General features: G+C 69.4%; 15 protein-coding genes. 7 read left to right on the forward strand and 8 right to left on the reverse strand.

The window, feature by feature from the left end:
- The 3 genes from DDE23_RS06955 to DDE23_RS06965 all read left to right on the forward strand — a co-directional run.
- A partial coding sequence (locus DDE23_RS06955) for an EF-Tu C-terminal domain-related protein (RefSeq protein WP_475271471.1) occupies positions 1 to 129 on the forward strand: 129 nt, incomplete at its 5' end.
- Positions 130 to 283: 154 nt separating this feature from the next.
- Positions 284 to 610, forward strand: coding sequence for a YnfA family protein (locus tag DDE23_RS06960; RefSeq protein WP_107751251.1), 327 nt, complete (start codon positions 284 to 286; stop codon positions 608 to 610).
- A gap of 74 nt (positions 611 to 684) precedes the next feature.
- Complete coding sequence (locus DDE23_RS06965; protein ID WP_107751252.1) at positions 685 to 2,202, forward strand: YifB family Mg chelatase-like AAA ATPase; 1,518 nt, start codon at positions 685 to 687, stop codon at positions 2,200 to 2,202.
- Here the strand turns inward: DDE23_RS06965 and DDE23_RS06970 are convergent.
- From DDE23_RS06970 to rsmI, 4 genes are all read right to left on the reverse strand, one after another.
- Positions 2,165 to 3,070: an alpha/beta hydrolase fold domain-containing protein gene (locus tag DDE23_RS06970; RefSeq protein ID WP_107751253.1), complete on the reverse strand. Its 906-nt coding sequence runs from the start codon at positions 3,068 to 3,070 to the stop codon at positions 2,165 to 2,167. The genes DDE23_RS06965 and DDE23_RS06970 overlap by 38 nt on opposite strands.
- A complete protein-coding gene (gene gshB, locus DDE23_RS06975; protein ID WP_107751619.1) occupies positions 3,067 to 4,008 on the reverse strand; it encodes a glutathione synthase in 942 nt (313 codons plus the stop codon). Before gshB ends, DDE23_RS06970 begins: the two co-directional genes overlap by 4 nt.
- A 124-nt stretch (positions 4,009 to 4,132) precedes the next feature.
- Positions 4,133 to 4,486: a YraN family protein gene (locus DDE23_RS06980; protein WP_107751254.1), complete on the reverse strand. Its 354-nt coding sequence runs from the start codon at positions 4,484 to 4,486 to the stop codon at positions 4,133 to 4,135.
- Entirely contained in the window at positions 4,483 to 5,397 is a 915-nt protein-coding gene (gene rsmI, locus DDE23_RS06985; protein ID WP_107751255.1) for a 16S rRNA (cytidine(1402)-2'-O)-methyltransferase, read from the reverse strand. The genes DDE23_RS06980 and rsmI overlap by 4 nt, the downstream gene beginning before the upstream one ends.
- A 116-nt stretch (positions 5,398 to 5,513) precedes the next feature.
- On the opposite strand from rsmI, the gene DDE23_RS06990 reads away from it, so the two are divergent.
- The 3 genes from DDE23_RS06990 (at position 5,514) to murJ (ending at position 11,217) form a co-directional block, all read left to right on the forward strand.
- Entirely contained in the window at positions 5,514 to 6,740 is a 1,227-nt protein-coding gene (locus DDE23_RS06990) for a penicillin-binding protein activator (protein ID WP_107751256.1), read from the forward strand.
- A gap of 9 nt (positions 6,741 to 6,749) precedes the next feature.
- Positions 6,750 to 9,566: a [protein-PII] uridylyltransferase gene (locus tag DDE23_RS06995; RefSeq protein ID WP_107751257.1), complete on the forward strand. Its 2,817-nt coding sequence runs from the start codon at positions 6,750 to 6,752 to the stop codon at positions 9,564 to 9,566.
- A gap of 109 nt (positions 9,567 to 9,675) precedes the next feature.
- Positions 9,676 to 11,217, forward strand: coding sequence for a murein biosynthesis integral membrane protein MurJ (murJ, locus tag DDE23_RS07000; protein WP_107751258.1), 1,542 nt, complete (start codon positions 9,676 to 9,678; stop codon positions 11,215 to 11,217).
- A gap of 52 nt (positions 11,218 to 11,269) precedes the next feature.
- On the opposite strand, the gene DDE23_RS07005 is transcribed toward murJ, so the two are convergent.
- Both DDE23_RS07005 and DDE23_RS07010 read right to left on the reverse strand, forming a co-directional pair.
- Positions 11,270 to 11,503: a GlsB/YeaQ/YmgE family stress response membrane protein gene (locus DDE23_RS07005; RefSeq protein WP_107751259.1), complete on the reverse strand. Its 234-nt coding sequence runs from the start codon at positions 11,501 to 11,503 to the stop codon at positions 11,270 to 11,272.
- A gap of 59 nt (positions 11,504 to 11,562) precedes the next feature.
- Positions 11,563 to 12,279, reverse strand: a complete 717-nt coding sequence (locus tag DDE23_RS07010) for a rhomboid family intramembrane serine protease (protein ID WP_107751260.1) — start codon at positions 12,277 to 12,279, stop codon at positions 11,563 to 11,565.
- 95 nt (positions 12,280 to 12,374) lie between these two features.
- On the opposite strand from DDE23_RS07010, the gene trpS reads away from it, so the two are divergent.
- A complete protein-coding gene (gene trpS, locus DDE23_RS07015) occupies positions 12,375 to 13,436 on the forward strand; it encodes a tryptophan--tRNA ligase (protein WP_107751261.1) in 1,062 nt (353 codons plus the stop codon).
- 377 nt (positions 13,437 to 13,813) lie between these two features.
- Here the strand turns inward: trpS and DDE23_RS07020 are convergent, their stop codons facing one another.
- Together DDE23_RS07020 and DDE23_RS07025 are read right to left on the reverse strand one after the other, a co-directional pair.
- Complete coding sequence (locus DDE23_RS07020) at positions 13,814 to 15,103, reverse strand: HlyD family type I secretion periplasmic adaptor subunit (RefSeq protein ID WP_157957983.1); 1,290 nt, start codon at positions 15,101 to 15,103, stop codon at positions 13,814 to 13,816.
- Entirely contained in the window at positions 15,096 to 16,805 is a 1,710-nt protein-coding gene (locus DDE23_RS07025; protein ID WP_107751263.1) for a type I secretion system permease/ATPase, read from the reverse strand. Before DDE23_RS07025 ends, DDE23_RS07020 begins: the two co-directional genes overlap by 8 nt.
- Positions 16,806 to 16,902 lie beyond the last annotated feature (97 nt).

Here is a 16,902-nt window from a genome sequence, read left to right on the forward strand (position 1 = left end):
CCGGGCGACAACCTGAAGTTCGAAGTCTCGCTGATCGCGCCGATCGCCATGGAAGAGAAGCTCCGCTTCGCCATCCGTGAAGGCGGCCGCACCGTCGGCGCCGGCGTCGTCTCCAAGATCCTGAAGTGATCTCGGAAACTCGGGGCGGCGCCAGCGTCGTCTCGAAAACCCTGAAGTGACGAGACCCCGTAGGATGGGCAATATTGCCCATCCTACCGACACCGAACCAAAGGCGCGCCGGGCAACCAGCGCGCCCTTCTGCTTTCCCGCCCCGGATCCCGCCATGACCACAATCGCCCTCTATGTCGCGGCCGCGCTGGCGGAGATTGCCGGCTGTTTCGCCGTCTGGGCCTGGTGGCGGCTTGGTGCCGGGGCCCTCTGGCTGCTGCCCGGGCTGGCGGCGCTGGCGCTCTTCGCCTGGCTGCTGGCGCAGGTCCCCGCGGCCCAGGCCGGACGCGCCTTCGCCGCCTATGGCGGGATCTACATCACCGCCTCGCTCCTCTGGCTCTGGCTGGCCGAGGGGCGGCGGCCGGACCTCTGGGACCTGACCGGCGCCCTTCTCTGCCTGCTGGGCGCGGCGGCGATCCTCTGGGGCCCGCGCGGCGCCTGAGCGCAAGGTCCCGTTAACCATTCCTAAAAGGTTAACGGCGATCCTCGGCCCCTGCGGCGGAAACGGGGGATCGCATGCTGGCCTGCGCGCGCACAGTGGCCTTTGACGGGCTCGAGGCCCGTCTGGTCGAGGCGCAATGCGTCCTCAGCCCCGGCCTGCCCGCCTTCCATGTCGTCGGCCTGCCCGACAAGGCGGTGAGCGAGGCCCGCGAACGGGTCCGCGCCGCCCTCGCCTCGCTGGCCATCGCCCTGCCGCCCAAACGCATCACCGTCAACCTCTCGCCCGCCGACCTGCCCAAGGAGGGCTCGCATTTCGACCTGCCGATCGCCCTCTCGCTGCTCGCCGCGCTGGGCATCATCCCCGTCGACGCGCTGGCCGAAACCGTCTCGCTGGGCGAGCTGTCGCTCGACGGGGCGCTGGTGCCGGTGCTGGGCGCCCTGCCCGCCGCCATGACTGCGGCCGCGGAATCCTGTACCCTGATCTGCCCCCGCGCCTGCGGGGCCGAGGCCGCCTGGGTCGGCGCCGCGCGCGTGCTGGCGCCCTCCAGCCTGCAGGACGCCATCGCCCATTTCACCGGCCGCACCCCCCTGCCCGCCGCCCGCCCGGGCGAGGTCACACCTGTAGCCTCCGCCCGCGACCTGCGCGACGTCAAGGGCCAGGAACGCGCAAAGCGGGCACTGGAGATCGCCGCCGCCGGGCGCCATCACCTCATCATGGTCGGCTCGCCCGGCTCCGGCAAATCCATGCTGGCCGCCCGCCTGCCGGGGCTGTTGCCGCCGCTGTCGGCCATGGAAGCCCTTGAAACCTCGATGATCCATTCGCTGGCCGGGCTTCTGGACGAAGGCGGCATCTCCCGCACCCGGCCCTTCCGCGAGCCCCATCACACCGCCTCGGTCGCCGCCATCGTCGGCGGCGGCAAGGGCGCCAAACCCGGCGAGATCAGCCTCGCCCATAACGGCGTCCTGTTCCTGGACGAGCTGCCGGAATTCCCCCGCACCGTGCTGGAAACCCTGCGCCAGCCGATCGAAACCGGCGAGGTGGTGGTGGCCCGCGCCAATGCCCATACCCGCTATCCCTGCCGCTTCCTGCTGGTTGCCGCCGCCAATCCCTGCCGCTGCGGCTATCTGGCCGAGCCCGGCCGCGCCTGCAACCGCGCGCCGCATTGCGGCGAGGATTACATCGGCCGCATCTCGGGCCCGCTGATGGACCGCTTCGACCTGCGGCTTGAGGTGCCGCCGGTCGCCTGGTCCGACCTCGACCTGCCGCCGACCGGCGAGAGTTCGGCCGCCATCGCCGCCCGGGTCGCCCAAGCGCGCGCGGTGCAGGAGGCCCGGTTCGAGGGGCGCCCGGGGCTGCGGGTCAACGCCGATGCCGAGGGCGCCCTGCTGGAGGAAATCGCCGCGCCCGACCGCGAAGGCAAGGAGACGCTGGCCCTGGTGGCCGAGCGCTTCGGCCTGACGGCGCGGGGCTATCACCGGGTGCTGCGAGTGGCGCGGACGATTGCCGATCTGGACGGCTCGCCCGATGTGCGGGCGCCGCATGTGGCCGAGGCGATCAGCTTTCGGCTGTTGGTCGCAGACAGGACAGGATGAAGCGCGCCGTGTGATCGAGCGTATCGTCGGCTTCGGGCAGCCAGCCGTGCAGCATCGGCCAGACATGCGGCAGGTCCCCGGCGATGCGGATTTCGGCCCCGGGCAGGCGGCCGCGCATGCGCTGGGCGTCGTCGCGCAGGATCTCGGTTTCGGCGGCGAGGATCAGCACCGGCGGCGCGGCCGGGAAGGTCGCGTAGAGCGGCGAGAGGCGCGGGTCGTCGGCATCGGCGGGACGCGCCCCGCCCAGGATCTGCGCCCGCGTCTCGGTCAGGCGATGCGCGGGCAGCACCTGATCGCGCGAGGCATTGGTGACCAGCGAGGCGCCGGAAAAGGTCAGGTCGGTCCAGGGCGAAAAGGCGAAGAGCCCCGCCGGCACCCGCCCCTCGCGGCACAGATGCCCGAGGAGCGCCAGCGCCAGACCGCCGCCGGCCGAATCACCGCCCAGAACGATGCTCTCGGGCCGGTGGCCGCGCCGGACCAGCCCGTCATAGGCGGCCAGCGCATCCTCGAAAGCGGCGGGAAAGGGGTGTTCGGGCGCCAGCCGATATCCCGCGACGAAGACCCGGGCGCCGCTGCGCTGCGCCAGCGCGGCGGCGAGCGCGGCATGGGTGCGGGGGCTGCCCATCAGATAGGCGCCGCCGTGGAAATAGAGGATCACGCCCTCGTCCTGCGGCTGGTTCGAGATCCACAGACCCGGCACCCCGCCCTCTTCGGCCTCCAGCAGCAGGCTGCGCGGCGGCAGGCGGCAGAAACGCCGCGCCATCCGTTCGAAATGCGCCCGCGCCGCGCGCGGATCGCGCTGACGCGCCAGCGAGGGGCGCGTCAGGTTCAGCCCGACGAAGCGGGCGACCCTGGCCTGCCAGCTCATTTGGCCGCGCGCCGGGCTTCCAGCGCCTCCCAGATGCGGGCGGCCACGTTGATGCCATCGAAACGCTCCAGCTCCTGGATGCCGGTGGGCGAGGTCACGTTGATCTCGGTCAGCCAGTCGCCGATCACGTCGATGCCAACGAAAACCTGGCCCTTCTCGCGCAGGAGGGGGCCGATGGCAGCGCAGATCTCACGGTCGCGGGCGGTCAGCTCGACCTTCTCGGGACGGCCGCCGACATGCATGTTCGAGCGCGTCTCGCCCTCGGCCGGAACCCGGTTGATGGCGCCGACCGGCTCACCATCGACGAGGATGACGCGCTTGTCGCCCTTGGTCACGGCGGGGAGGTATTTCTGCACGATGAGCGGCTCGCGCGAGAAGCCGGTGAAAAGCTCGTAGAGCGACGAGAGGTTGCGGTCGTTGGCGTCGAGCCGGAACACCCCGGCGCCGCCGTTCCCGTAGAGGGGCTTGAGGATCACATCGCCGTGGCGGTGCTTGAAGTCCTTGATCTCGCTCAGAGATCTGGCGATCATCGTCGGCGGGGTCAGCTGCGGGAAGGTCAGGACCAGCAGCTTCTCCGGGTAGTTGCGCACCCAGAACGGGTCATTCGCCACCACCACCTTGTCGCGGATCAGGTCCAGCAGATGGGTGGTGGTGATATAGGCCATGTCGAAGGGCGGGTCCTGGCGCAGCCAGACCACATCCATGGTCGAGAGGTCCAGCCGCTCCTCCGGTCCGAAGGCCACATGGTCGCCCTGCACGCGCTTGACGGTGAAGGGGCGGGCCCGGGCCACGACTCGGCCTTCGTCGAAGGTCAGCTTGTCGGGCGTGTAGACCCACAGCTGATGGCCCCGCGCCTGGGCCTCTTCGGCCAGGCGGAAGGACGAATCCGCGTTGATGTTGACGCCCTCGATCGGGTCCATCTGGAAAGCGATACGCAGCGCCATGACACCTCCTGCCGATCCGCGAAGGGATCGCCGATCCGGCACCCCCAGCGGATAGATGGCTCAGACGCGCCGGAGTTTCAATCGCTTCGGCCGCTTCCGTTCGGTCTTCACGCAGGCGTCAGGCGCAAAGTGCGTTCTCCAGGATCTCGATCCGGCCGAAAGAATCGATCAGCGCCACGTCGAAACGGGCCGGTGTGTTCAGCCCGGCCGGACAGGTGCCGAGGAATTCCGACGCAGCGTCATAAAGCCGTTGGATCTGCCGGGCCGAGAGCCGTTCCGCCGCCCGTGCATGGCTGCGGCTTTTCTTGACCTCGACAAAGACAAAGCCGTCGCCGTCCCGCATCACCAGGTCGATTTCGCCGCCCTTGCCGCGCCAGCGATGCCGGACCAGCGGGAAACCCCGCTGCTGATAATCGCGCGCCACCTGCCCCTCGGCCGAAAGACCCGCGTGATAGGAAACCGATCCGCTCATTCGTCCCCTTTCCCGAGCGCCAGCGCCCGCTGATACACCTGCCGGCGCGGCAGGCCCGTCGCGCCCGCCACCGCATCCACTGCCTCGCGCAGCGAGACATCCGCCATCGCCGCCCGCAGCATTCCGTCCAGATCGAGGGCCACATCCCGCGCCGCCGCCTGCCCCAGCAGCAAGACGATCTCCCCCTTGAGATCACGGTCGGCAATCGCTGCCGTCACCTCGGCAAGCGAGCCTCGAATCACCTCCTCGAAGCGTTTGGTGAGTTCGCGGCACAGTGCGACCTCCCGTTCCCCATACTCGCCCAATTCATCTAACAATCGGTGAATGCGCTTGGGGCTTTCGTACATCACCAGCGTCGCCGGGATCCCTGTCACCTCGGCCAGCCAGCTTTTGCGCGCGCCGCCCTGCGCGGGGGGAAAGCCCAGAAAGCAGAAGCGGTCGGTCGGCAGCCCGCCCACCGCCAGCGCGGTCAGCACGGCCGAGGCGCCGGGCGCGGCAAGCACGGGAAAACCTTCGGCAATCGCCGCCCGGGCCAGCTGGAAACCGGGGTCGGCGACCAGAGGGGTTCCGGCCTCGCTGGCATAGGCCACCGACTTTCCTTCGGCCAGCAGGCCCATGATCCGCGGCCGGACCTGGGCGCCGTTGTGGTCGTGATAGGCGATCAGCGGACGACCCTTCAGGGGCACGCCATGGATCTCCATCAGCCGGCGCAGGCTGCGGGTGTCCTCGGCCGCCAGCACATCGGCCCCGGCAAAGAGGTCGAGCGCCCGCAGCGTGATGTCGCGCGCGGCACCGATCGGCGTCGAGACCAGATGCAGCCCCGGCGGCACCCGCCCCGGCCGCGCCGAATGGGCCTCGATCCCGGCGGAATGCCGCGCGTCCCCGTCCCCGGACCCTTGCGTCTCGCTCATGCTCGTTCCACAGACACGTTTACTTCACCCCTGGCGTTCAATACTTGTGCCATAGTGTCGCCCGCGGCGAACGCCACCGCAACCCGCCCTGCAAGACCTGATCCGTGAGGAAGTCGATGGATAGCGAAGCCCCCGCACGCAAGCGCCAAGACCGCCAGCCCCTTTCCATCCTGTCGTCGACGGCTCTTGCTGCTCCCACCCGCCGCGGCGCGCTGCTCGGCCTGCTGTCGCTTGCCGCCTGCGGCCCGATCGCGCTGGGGGGCTCGCGCAACGCCGCGCCGATCAATACCGCAGCGCCCGTGGCCGTGGGCCTGCTGGTGCCCTCCGGCTCCACGACCCAGGGCAATGACATCCTGGCCGCGAACCTGGAAAACGCCGCGCGGCTGGCCATCGCCGATCTGGAGGGCGTGCAGATCGACCTGCGCGTCTATGCCACGCAAGGCGACCCCACCATCGCCGCGCAGGTCGCCCGCCAGGCGGTTGACGAGGGCGCGCGCATCCTGCTGGGTCCGGTGCACGGGGCCGAGGCCTCGGCCGTCGGCACCGCCGTCGCCGCGCTGGGCATCAACGTGCTGGCCTTCTCGAACAACCCGGCGATTGCCGGCAACAACGTCTTCGTGCTGGGCCTGACCCCGGACAATGCCGCGCGCCGCGTGCTGTCCTACGCCATGGCCAACAACCGCGGCCGGGTGATGATCATCGGCGAGCGGACCAGTGCGGGCGAGTTGATGATGGCCTCGGTCAACCGGGCCGCGGCCGAGACCGGCGCGCAGATCGTCGCGACCGAGACTTACGATTTCTCGCAGCAGGGCATCGTCGCGGCGCTGCCGCAGATGGCCTCCTCGGCCCGGTCCTCGGGCGCGCAGTCGATCCTGTTCACCGCCGACAGCGCGGGCGCCCTGCCGGTGTTGGCGCAGCTGCTGCCCGACAACCGCATCGCCTATCCGCAATTCCAGTTCATGGGCGTGACGCAGTGGAACATTCCCCCCGCCACGCTGCAATTGCGCGGCTTGCAGGACGGCTGGTTCACCCTGCCCGACCCCGGCGTCACCCAGCAGTTCGAGAGCCGCTATGCCGCCGCTTATGGCGCAACGCCGCATCCGATTGCGGGGCTGGCCTATGACGGGATCGCCGCCATCGGCGCGCTGCTGCGCACCGGCTCGAACGAGGCCCTGTCGCACAGCGCGCTGCGCCAGCAATCGGGCTTCGTCGGCGTGAACGGCGTCTTCCGCTTCCTGTCCGACGGCACCAACGAGCGCGGGCTCGCCGTGGCCACGATCCGCAACAATGCGCTGGTCATCCTGGACCCGGCGCCGCGCAGCTTCGCCGGTCCCGGCGCGTAGGATCCGTCCATGGACAAAGCCGCCGCCCCTCTGGCCCCTGCCGAGCGGCTCTATGCCCTGCCTCCCGCCCCCGGCCCCGACGAATCGCTGATCGTCGAGGCGGGGCGGATCTGCGACCTCGACGCGCTGGAGACGGCGCTGCGCGAGGGGCTGGCGGGACAGGACGACGCGCGCGAGATCCGGGCGCTGACGGTCAAGATCCTGAGCGAGGTCCTGCGGCAGGGCAATGCGGTGCTGCATGCGGCGCTGGCCCGCTCGCCCCGCGATTCGCGCAGCTATGTCCGGGCGCAGAGCTGGCTGACGGATACGGTAGTGATCGCCGCGCTGCGGGTGGCGCAACTGAACCTGCATCCCAATGGCGCACCGACCAAGGGCCAGCGGATCGCCGTCATGGCGGTCGGCGGCTATGGCCGGGCCGAGATGGCGCCGTTTTCCGACGTGGACCTGCTGTTCCTGGCGCCGACCAAGCTGAGCGGCTGGGCGGAAAGCGTCATCGAATCCACGCTCTACATCCTGTGGGATCTGAAGCTGAAGATCGGCCATTCCAGCCGCACGGTCGAGGATTGCCTGCGCCTGGGGCGCGAGGATTACACGATCCGCACCGCGCTGTTGGAGACCCGCTTCCTGACCGGCAACACGACGCTGGCCCGGGAATTGCGCGACCGGCTCTGGTCCGAGCTTTTCGCCAATACCCAGTCCGATTTCATCGAGGCCAAGCTGGCCGAGCGGTCCGAACGGCACCAGAAACAGGGCGGCCAGCGCTATGTGCTGGAGCCCAACGTGAAAGAGGGCAAGGGCGGGCTCAGGGACCTGCAAACCCTCTACTGGATCGCCAAATACATGCACCGCGCGCAGAAGGCGGCGGAGCTGGTGGGCCTCGGCTTCTACACCAAGCCGGAATACGAGAATTTCCGCGCCGCCGAGACCTTCCTCTGGGCGGTGCGCTGCCATCTGCACATCCTGACCGGGCGGGCCACCGATACGCTGAGTTTCGACCTGCAGCCCGAGGTGGCCCAGCGCATGGGCTATCTGGACCATGGCGGGCGCCGCGCGGTCGAGCATTTCATGCAGGATTACTTCCGCCACGCCACCCGCGTGGGGGAACTGACCCGCGTCTTCCTCACCGCGCTGGAAGAGCGTCACGTCAAGCGGGCGCCCAAGCTGCTGGGCCTGCTCAGGCGGCGCAAAAAGGTGAAACCGGGCTACAGTGTCGAGCTGAACCGGCTGGACATCGAGGATCCGAAAAGCTTCCTCGCCGATCCGCTGAACCTGCTGCGCATCTTCGAGGAGGGGCTGCGCACCGGCATGCTGCTGCACCCCGATGCGATGCGCCTCGTTGCCGCCAACCTCGACCGGATCGACGCCGACATGCGGGAAAACCCCGAGGCGGCGCGCATCTTCCTCGACATGCTGCTCAAGCATGGCAACCCCGAGCGGCCGCTCCGGCGGATGAACGAGCTGGGCGTGCTCAGCGCCTTCATCCCCGAATTCGAGCCGATCGTGGCGATGATGCAGTTCAACGTCTACCACCATTACACGGTGGACGAACACACGATCCAATGCGTCAGCGCCCTGGCGCAAATCGAGCGCAAGGAGCTGAAGGAAGAGCTGCCGCTCTCGTCCGCGATCCTCGACGCGGGGGTCAACCGCAAGGTGCTGTACGTGGCGCTGCTGCTGCATGACATCGGCAAGGGCCGGCCCGAGGATCACTCGATCCTCGGCGCGCAGATCGCCCGCAAGGTGGCGCCGCGGCTGGGCCTGAACCCCGAGGAATGCGAGACGGTGGAATGGCTGGTGCGCCATCACCTTCTGATGTCCGACATGGCGCAGAAACGCGATATCGCCGACCCGCGCACCATCCGCGATTTCGCCAAGCTGGTGAAGACCAAGAAGCGGCTCGACCTGCTGACGGTGCTGACCGTCTGCGACATCCGCGGCGTGGGCCCCGGGACCTGGAACAACTGGAAGGCCATGCTGCTCAGGGCGCTGCACGCCGATACGGCGGCCGCGCTGCAGGACGGGGCCGAGGCGCTCAACCGCTCGAACCGCGAGGATGAGGCCAAGCGCGCGCTCCGCCGGGCCCTGGCCGACTGGCCGCGCGCCGATCTGGCGGCCGAGACGGCGCGCCATTACGGCCCCTATTGGCAGGGCCTCACCCCCGAGACGCATGTCGTCTTCGCCCAGCTGCTGCGCGACCTGCCCAACAACGAGATCCGCATCGACCTGAAGCTGGTCGATGACCGCGACGCGACCCGCGCCTGTTTCGCGCTGGCCGACCATCCGGGCATCTTCTCGCGGCTGGCCGGGGCGCTGGCGCTGGTCGGCGCCAATATCGTCGACGCGCGGACCTATACGACCAAGGACGGCTACGCGACGGCCGAGTTCTGGATCCAGGACGCCGAGGGCAAACCCTACGAGGAAGCCCGCCTGCCCCGCCTGCGCAAGATGATCGAGAAGACCTTTGCCGGCGAGGTGGTGGCGACCCAGGCGCTGAAGGACCGCGACAAGGTCAAGAAACGCGAACGCGCCTTCCGGGTGCCCACCAAGATCGTTTTCGACAACGAGGGCTCGGATATCTACACGATCATCGAGGTCGACACCCGCGACCGTCCCGGCCTGCTTTACGATCTGACGCGGACGCTGGCCGCGAACAACATCTACATCGCCAGCGCGGTCATCGCGACTTATGGCGTGCAGGTGGTGGACAGCTTCTACGTCAAGGACATGTTCGGCCTGAAACTGCACGCCAAGTCCAAGCAGGAATCGCTGGAGAAGAAGCTGCGCGCCGCCATCGAGGCCGGGGCGCAGCGGGCGGCGCAGGGGTGACAGGGGCGCGGCTGCCGGCGCTGCGGGCCGGGCGCGGCCGTCGGCGCCTGCCCGGGCCGATAGGGGGCAGCGCCGGAGTTAGGCCCGGCGCGGATACGAAGGACAAGTCTTGAAACCGATCCGCCTGATCCGTTCCGTCGTCACCGTCGGCGGCTGGACCCTGCTGTCGCGCGGCGCGGGCTTCGTGCGCGACGTGATGATGGCGGCCTATCTCGGCTCGGGCCCGGTGGCCGAAGCGTTCTTCGTCGCCTTCTCACTGCCCAACATGTTCCGCCGCTTCTTTGCCGAGGGCGCCTTCAACATGGCCTTCGTGCCGATGTTCGCCAAGAAGCTGGAGACTGGCGACGATGCGCAAGGCTTTGCCCGCGATGCTTTTTCCGGGCTGGCCGGGGTGCTGCTGATCTTCTCGCTGATCGGCACGCTGCTGATGCCCTGGCTGGTGATGGCGATGGCATGGGGCTGGATTGGGGACGAACGCTTTGCATTGACCGTCATGTTCGGGCGGATCACCTTCGTTTACATCCTGTTCATTTCGCTGGTGGCGCTGCTCTCGGGGGTGCTGAACACCTTCGGTCGCTTCACCGAGGCCAGTTTCGTCCCCGTCCTGATGAACCTGATGTTCATCGCCGCCATGCTGCTGGCCGACCGCGCCAACTGGGACATGGGTCTGACGCTTGCCTGGACGGTGCCGCTGACCGGCGTCGCACAGTTCCTGTTCACCTGGTTCTCGGCCCGTCGGCAGGGTTTCACGCTGCTGCCGCACTGGCCACGGCTGACCCCGGACCTAAAGCGCCTTCTCATCATCGCAGGACCCGCCGTCCTTTCCGGCGGCGTGGTGCAGGTCAATCTGCTGGTGGGCCGAGGGGTAGCCTCATGGACGGATGGTGCCGTGGCCTGGCTCAACTACGCCGACCGGCTCTATCAATTGCCGCTGGGCGTGGTGGGCATCGCCATCGGCACCGTGCTGCTGCCCGATCTCAGCCGCCGCCTGCGCGCGGGCGATGCCGAGGGCGGCCGCGCCAGTTTCAACCGCGGGACGGAATTCGCCCTCGCCCTGACCCTGCCCGCCGCCGTGGCGCTGGTGGTGATCGCCGGGCCCTTGGTCGGCGTGCTCTATGGCCGCGGCAGCTGGACGGCCGAGGATACCTGGGCCACCGCGCTGGCGCTGGCGATCTATGGCGCGGGTCTGCCGGCCTTCGTCATGCACAAGGTGCTGCAACCCCTCTATTACGCGCGCGAGGATACCCGCCGCCCGTTCCGCTATGCGCTCTGGTCGATGGGGGTGAACGCGGCTCTGGCGGTCGGCCTGTCGCCGCTGATCGGCTTTGCCGCCGCCGCGCTGGCGACCACGCTGTCGGCCTGGACGATGGTCTGGCAGTTGTGGTCGGGCAGCCGCGGCATGGGGGCCGAGGCGCAATGGGACGACCGCCTGAAATCCCGCCTGCCGCGGATCATCGCCGCCGCGGCGCTGATGGGCGCGGTGCTCTGGGTCGCGGCCGGGTCGTTGGCACCGCTCCTCGCCGCGCCCGGCTGGCGCTATCTGGCCCTGGCGGGCCTGGTGGCGATCGGCGTCGTCAGCTATTTCGGCGGCGGCGCGGCGCTGGGCGCCTTCCGCCTGTCGGATTTCAAGGGCCTGCGCCGGCGACGCTAAAGGCAAGCGCCGACCCGAAGACCGGCGCTGCCAACCCCCGGCACGGCGGCCCTCAGAAGACCTTTCGGCCCACGGCGATTAGGATCACGGCACCGACGAAGCCCGCGATCAGATAGCCGAAGATCCCCGAGAAGCTAACGCCGACCAGGCCGAAGATGAAGCCCGCCACCGCCGCACCGACGATGCCGAGGATGATGTTCAAAAACACCCCGGTGTCGGATTTCATGAACATCGCGGCGAACCAGCCCGCCAGACCGCCGATGATGATGGAACCGATGATCCCCATTGCAAACTCCCTGCGTTGCCTTCTTCATGTAGGGGATCGCGCCGGGCCGACAAGACGCCTCAGCCGCGAATCCGCGCCCTGAGACGCTGCCAGCTTCCGGGGCCCAGCACCAGCGCCGAAGCGCCGAAGCCCAGCGCGAAAGCCGCCAGCTCCGCCATCCAGGCGGGCCCCGTCTCGGCCAGCATCGCAAAGGCCAGCCGCGCGCCGATCAGGACGCCAATGAGGGCGAAGGCCCGGCGCTGCTTGACCCGGTCGCCATGGGCATCGCGCCAGCGCAGCCAGGTCACCGCGCCGACCAGCGCGAAGGCCATCGGCATCGCCCCCAGCAGCCAGCCCAGCTGATCCTGCGCCGTGACCAGCCCGAACAGGAACGCTGCCGCCACCGGCACCACCAGCGCCAGCGCCAGAAATCGGATCGCCCCGAAACTCTCGCCCACCATCTTGCCCAGCGCCGCCAGCAGCACCACGGCAAAGACGGCATGCATCAGGCTGCCATGGACGACGCTGTAGCTGAGGTAGCGCAGCAGGTGGGTCGGCGGAAAGCGCCTGTTCTCCAGCATCCACTCCTGGATACCGCTGGAAAAGGCGAAACGCTCGATCGCCCGGACCCGCCAGCCGATGCCCTGCTCACCGCCGATCACCCCCTGCCCGGCCAGGCTGAGGGTGATCTCGACCGCCAGGATCACCAGGACCAGCAGCCAGACCGCCCCCGGCAAAGGGTTGATCGGCGAGGAATTGAGGTCGCGCAGCAGGCGCTCGTCGTCTGGGTCGCTCATCGGGGCTCCGGTCGGGTCCGCGTGGGGTCGGTTGACGCCCCGTCGCGCCAGCGATAAGCGAGGCGGAGCCGTTTTTCCACCATGGAGTGTCGTCCATGACCGACGCCAAGGCCCCGACCGCCACCGCCGATGCGAACCCGGGCTTCACGCCGCGGGTGTTTTCCGGGATCCAGCCCTCGGGCGGCCTGACGCTGGGCAATTACCTCGGCGCCATCAAGCGCTTCGTGGAGATGCAGGGCCAGGGGGTCGAGACGATCTATTGCATGGTCGACATGCATGCGATCACCGTCTGGCAGGACCCCGAGGCCTTGCGCCGGCAGACACGGGAACTGGCGGCGGGCTATCTGGCGGCGGGCCTCGATCCCACGAAATCCATCCTCTTCAACCAGAGCCAGGTCTCGGCCCATGCCGAATTAGGCTGGATTTTCAACTGCGTGGCCCGGATGGGCTGGATGAACCGCATGACGCAGTGGAAGGACAAGACCTCGGGCAAGGATGCCGAGAAGGCCTCGCTGGGGCTTTTCGCCTATCCCTCGCTGATGGCGGCCGACATTCTGGTCTATCACGCCACGCATGTGCCGGTGGGCGAGGACCAGAAGCAGCATGTCGAGCTGACCCGCGACATCGCGGCGAAGTTCAACCATGATTTCAAGGTCGATTTCTTCCCGATGACCAACCCGGTGATCGAGGGCGCGGCGACGCGGGTGATGAGTCTGCGCGACGGCACCAAGAAGATGTCGAAATCGGACCCGTCGGATGCCGCGCGGATCAACCTCACGGACGATGCCGACACGATCGCCAAAAAGATCAAGAAGGCCAAGACCGACGCCGAGCCGCTGCCCGAAAGCTTCGAGGCGCTGGCCGACCGGCCCGAGGCGAAGAATCTGGTCAACATCTATGCGGCGCTCGCGGGCATGACCAAGGATGCGGTGCTGGCCGAGTTCGCGGGTCAGGGTTTCGGCGCCTTCAAGCCGAAGCTCGCCGATCTGGCGGTCGCCTCGCTGGCCCCGATCTCGACCGAGATGTCGCGGCTGATGCAGGACCCGGCCGAGATCGACCGGATCCTCGGCCAGGGGGCCGACAAGGCCGATGCCATCGCCCGGCCGATCCTGGAAAAGACCTACGACATCGTCGGCATGATCCGCTCGCGCCGCTGAGGCGACTGGCGGCGGCTGGCCCGCTCCCGCCCGCCTCCCGCCGCGAAGCGGCCGGTGCTGGTGACGGACCCTGCGCGGCCCGTCGCGCGCCCGGCGTTCCGTCCCCGGGGACGGGCATCCTCCCCCCTCCCCGCCTGCTCCCCCAAGGCAGTACGAAAGCGCCGCCCCTCTCCTCCCGCGCCACCGTCCTGCCGCCTTCTTTGCGCTTCAAATATCCTCGGGGGTTTCCAAAGGGGGTGGAAAACCCCCTTTGGCGGGGGGTGCGGGGGGCGGCGCCCCCCGCCGGTCGCCCGAGGAGCGCGCGCTTGCGCGCGGGACGAGGGCGAAACCGCTCCCCTGCCCCCGCCCCTGACCCTGACCTGGCGCCGTGCCCGCGCTCACGGCTCGCGCAGCGCCCGGGCGAAATGGTCGCGGACCGGGTCGATCAGATAGGCCAGCGGCGTGCGCACGCCGGTGGCGATGAAGGCCTGCACGCTCATCCCCGGGACCAGACCGTCCTCGCCCACGGCGCTCAGCGTCTCGGCTGTCGGCACGATCTCGACCCGGAAATGCCGCGTGCCGGTGCGTTCGTCGGCGAAGGTCGCGGCCGAAATCGCCGTCACGCGCCCCGGCAGATCCGGCAATTCGCGCGCGGTGAGGCCAGGAAAGCGCAGCATCGCCAGCTGACCGAGACGGATATAGTCGATCTCGTCGGGACTCACGCGCAGGGTCAGCACCGGCTTGGGCGGCGCCGAGAGGATCTGCATCACCACGTCGGCCGGGCGCAGCACGGTCCCGACGGCGGCGATCGTCAGGTCATGCACCACGCCCGCCGCCGGGGCCCGGATCTCGAGCGCGGCGAGATGGGTCAGCAGGGCCGCGCGGCGCGCGTTCAGCTCGATCAGCTGGCGCCCGGTTTCGGCGAATTGCAGTTCCGCTTCCTCGCGCCGGGCCGCCCCCAGCGACGAGACCTGCATGGCGATCTCGGTGATCTGGCCGCGCAATTCGCCGTCCCGCGCGGCGAGCGCGGCGCGGGACCCGGCCAGCCGGGCATTGGCGCGCGCCAGTTCGCTGACCCGGGTCGACGGGGTGAGGCCGCGGTCGCGCAGCACCTGCTGGTTGTCGAGTTCCTCGTGCAGGATCTGCGCCTCGGCCTCCAGTTCCTGCCGCTGGCCGATCAGCCCTTCCAGTTCGGCCTCGGCCTGGCGGCGGCGCTGCAGGAGCTGCGCTTCCTGCCGCTCGTAGGTTTCGCGCCGGGCATCGTAGAGGCGCAGCTGGGCCCGCAGCGCCCGCATGCGCACGCGGTCTTCCATCGCCGAGACCGGCACCACCGGGAAATCGAGGCCGTCACGCTCGGCCCTGAGGCGCATGAGCCGCGCCTCGGCCTCGACGATCTGCGCCTCGATGAAGTCGAGTTCGCTGCGGGGGGCGGCATTGTCCAGGGCGGCCAGCAACTCGCCCGCGGCGACCGTCTGGCCCTCGTGCACCAGCAATTGCGCGACGACGCCCCCGTCCGGGTGCTGCACCGGGTGGCGGTAGGGGGCGACATCGACCTCGCCCATCGCCACCACGGCCGAGATGATGGCGGCGCTCGCCGCCCAGCCGATCAGCCCGGTCAGCAGGATCACGCAGGCGGTCATGCCCAGCAGGATGGGCGAGCGGGCCTTGAGTTCGGGGATCTCATCCATCGCGCCCCCGCCCTCCGCCGCCGCCATTGCCGACCACCGCCATGTGATTGCGCACCATCTCGCGCAGGATGATGTCACGCGGGCCGAAGCCGGTCTGCACGCCGCCATCCAGCACCAGCAGATCGTCGCATTCGGCGATCGAGGTCGGGCGCAGCGCCGTCACCACCACCACCGCGCCGCGCGCCTTCAGCGCCCGGACCGCGGCGTTGAAGGCCGAGGTGCCGTCAGCGTCGAGATGCGCCGAGGGTTCGTCCAGAATGACCAGCGCCGGATCGTTGTAGAAGGCCCGCGCCAGCCCCACGCGCTGCACCAGCCCGCCGGCCAGATGCGCGACCTCGGGCTCGGTCGAGGTGTCATAGGCCTCGGGCAGGGCGGTGATCGCCCCATGCACCCCGGCCAGCCGTGCCGCGGCCTCGATCCGGGTGGGGTCGGCCTTGGGGTCGTGGCGGGCGATGGCCTCGCCCAGCGTGCCGGGCAGCAGGGCGAAGCGCTGCGGCAGGTAGCCGATGCGGGTCACCGGCACCTTGGAGAGCGGCACCTCACCCAGCCGCAGAACCCCGGCCGAAGGCGGCATCGCCCCGGCCAGAACCCGCGAGAACAGGCTCTTGCCCGAACCGCCCGGCCCGATCACCCCCAGCGCCGTGCCGGGGCGCACGGTGAAGCCGTTGAGCCTGAGCACCGCCTCGCGCCGCCCCTGCGGCACGACGACCAGCCCCCGCACGCTGAGCGCGCCGCCGACCGGGCCGCTGACCGGCTCGACCGCGGCGCCGGTGGCGCGCAGGAAGCCGTCGAGTCTGCGCCAGCCCGCCAGCGCCACATGCAGCCGCCCCCAATGCGCCGCCAGCTGCTCGACCGGTGCCAGCGCCCGACCGAGCAGGATCGAGGTGCCGACCATCAGGCCCGGCGACAGCTGGTTGTCGAGCACCAGCCAGGCCCCCAGGGCCAGCGTCGCCGATTGCAGGAACAGCCGGAAGGTCCGGGCCAGCGCCGTCGAGCGCACCGAGCGGTCAGTCGTGGTCAGCAGCGCTGACAGCGCCTCGCGCCGGTAATCGCGCCAGCGGGCGAAGACATCGGGCGTCAGGCTGGCGACGCGGTCGCCGCCCTCATTCTCGATCGCGGCCTGCAGCAGGTCGGCGGCCGAATCCTGCCGGTGGGCGTTGCCCAGAAGCCGCCGCTGCTGCATGTGCCCGGACAGAGCCAGCAGCGCCAGCACCACGCCGCCCCAGACCGCCAGCCACCCGAGATAGGGATGCACGACATAGAGCAGCGCGAGAAAGGCCAGGGTCCAGGGCAGGTCCAGCAGCGCCTGGGCGATCTGCGAGCCCAGCACGCGTTGCACCGTATCGAGGTCATGCATCGCCAGCGCGGCGCGCGGATCGGGCGGATCGCGCAGACGGGCACGGAGACTGGCCTCGAACACGCGCTTTTCCAGCTCGTGCCGGGCCCAGGCGCCGATGCGGAGCAGGATCTGCCCCCGCGCCGTGTCGATCCCCGCCATCATGGCATAGAGAAAGCCCACCAGCGCGAAGAGGACGAAAAGCGTGGCGGTCGAGCGGCCGGTCAGCACCCGGTCATAGACCTGCAGCATGAAGATCGGCCCGGTCAGCACCAGCAGGTTCGAAACCGCGCCGAAGAGCAGCGCCGCGACCCACAGGCTGCGCGTCTTCGCGGTCCAGTTTCCGGCCGTGATCCTGTTCGGCATGCCGCACCCCGACAAACGGGGAAGCACGGTTGCCCTTGTCACATTCCCCTTTTACACCACCCTTAGGACCGAGGTGCTAGTATTCGGTAAATGAGCG

The organism is Pararhodobacter aggregans (assembly GCF_003075525.1).
GTDB lineage: Bacteria > Pseudomonadota > Alphaproteobacteria > Rhodobacterales > Rhodobacteraceae > Pararhodobacter > Pararhodobacter aggregans.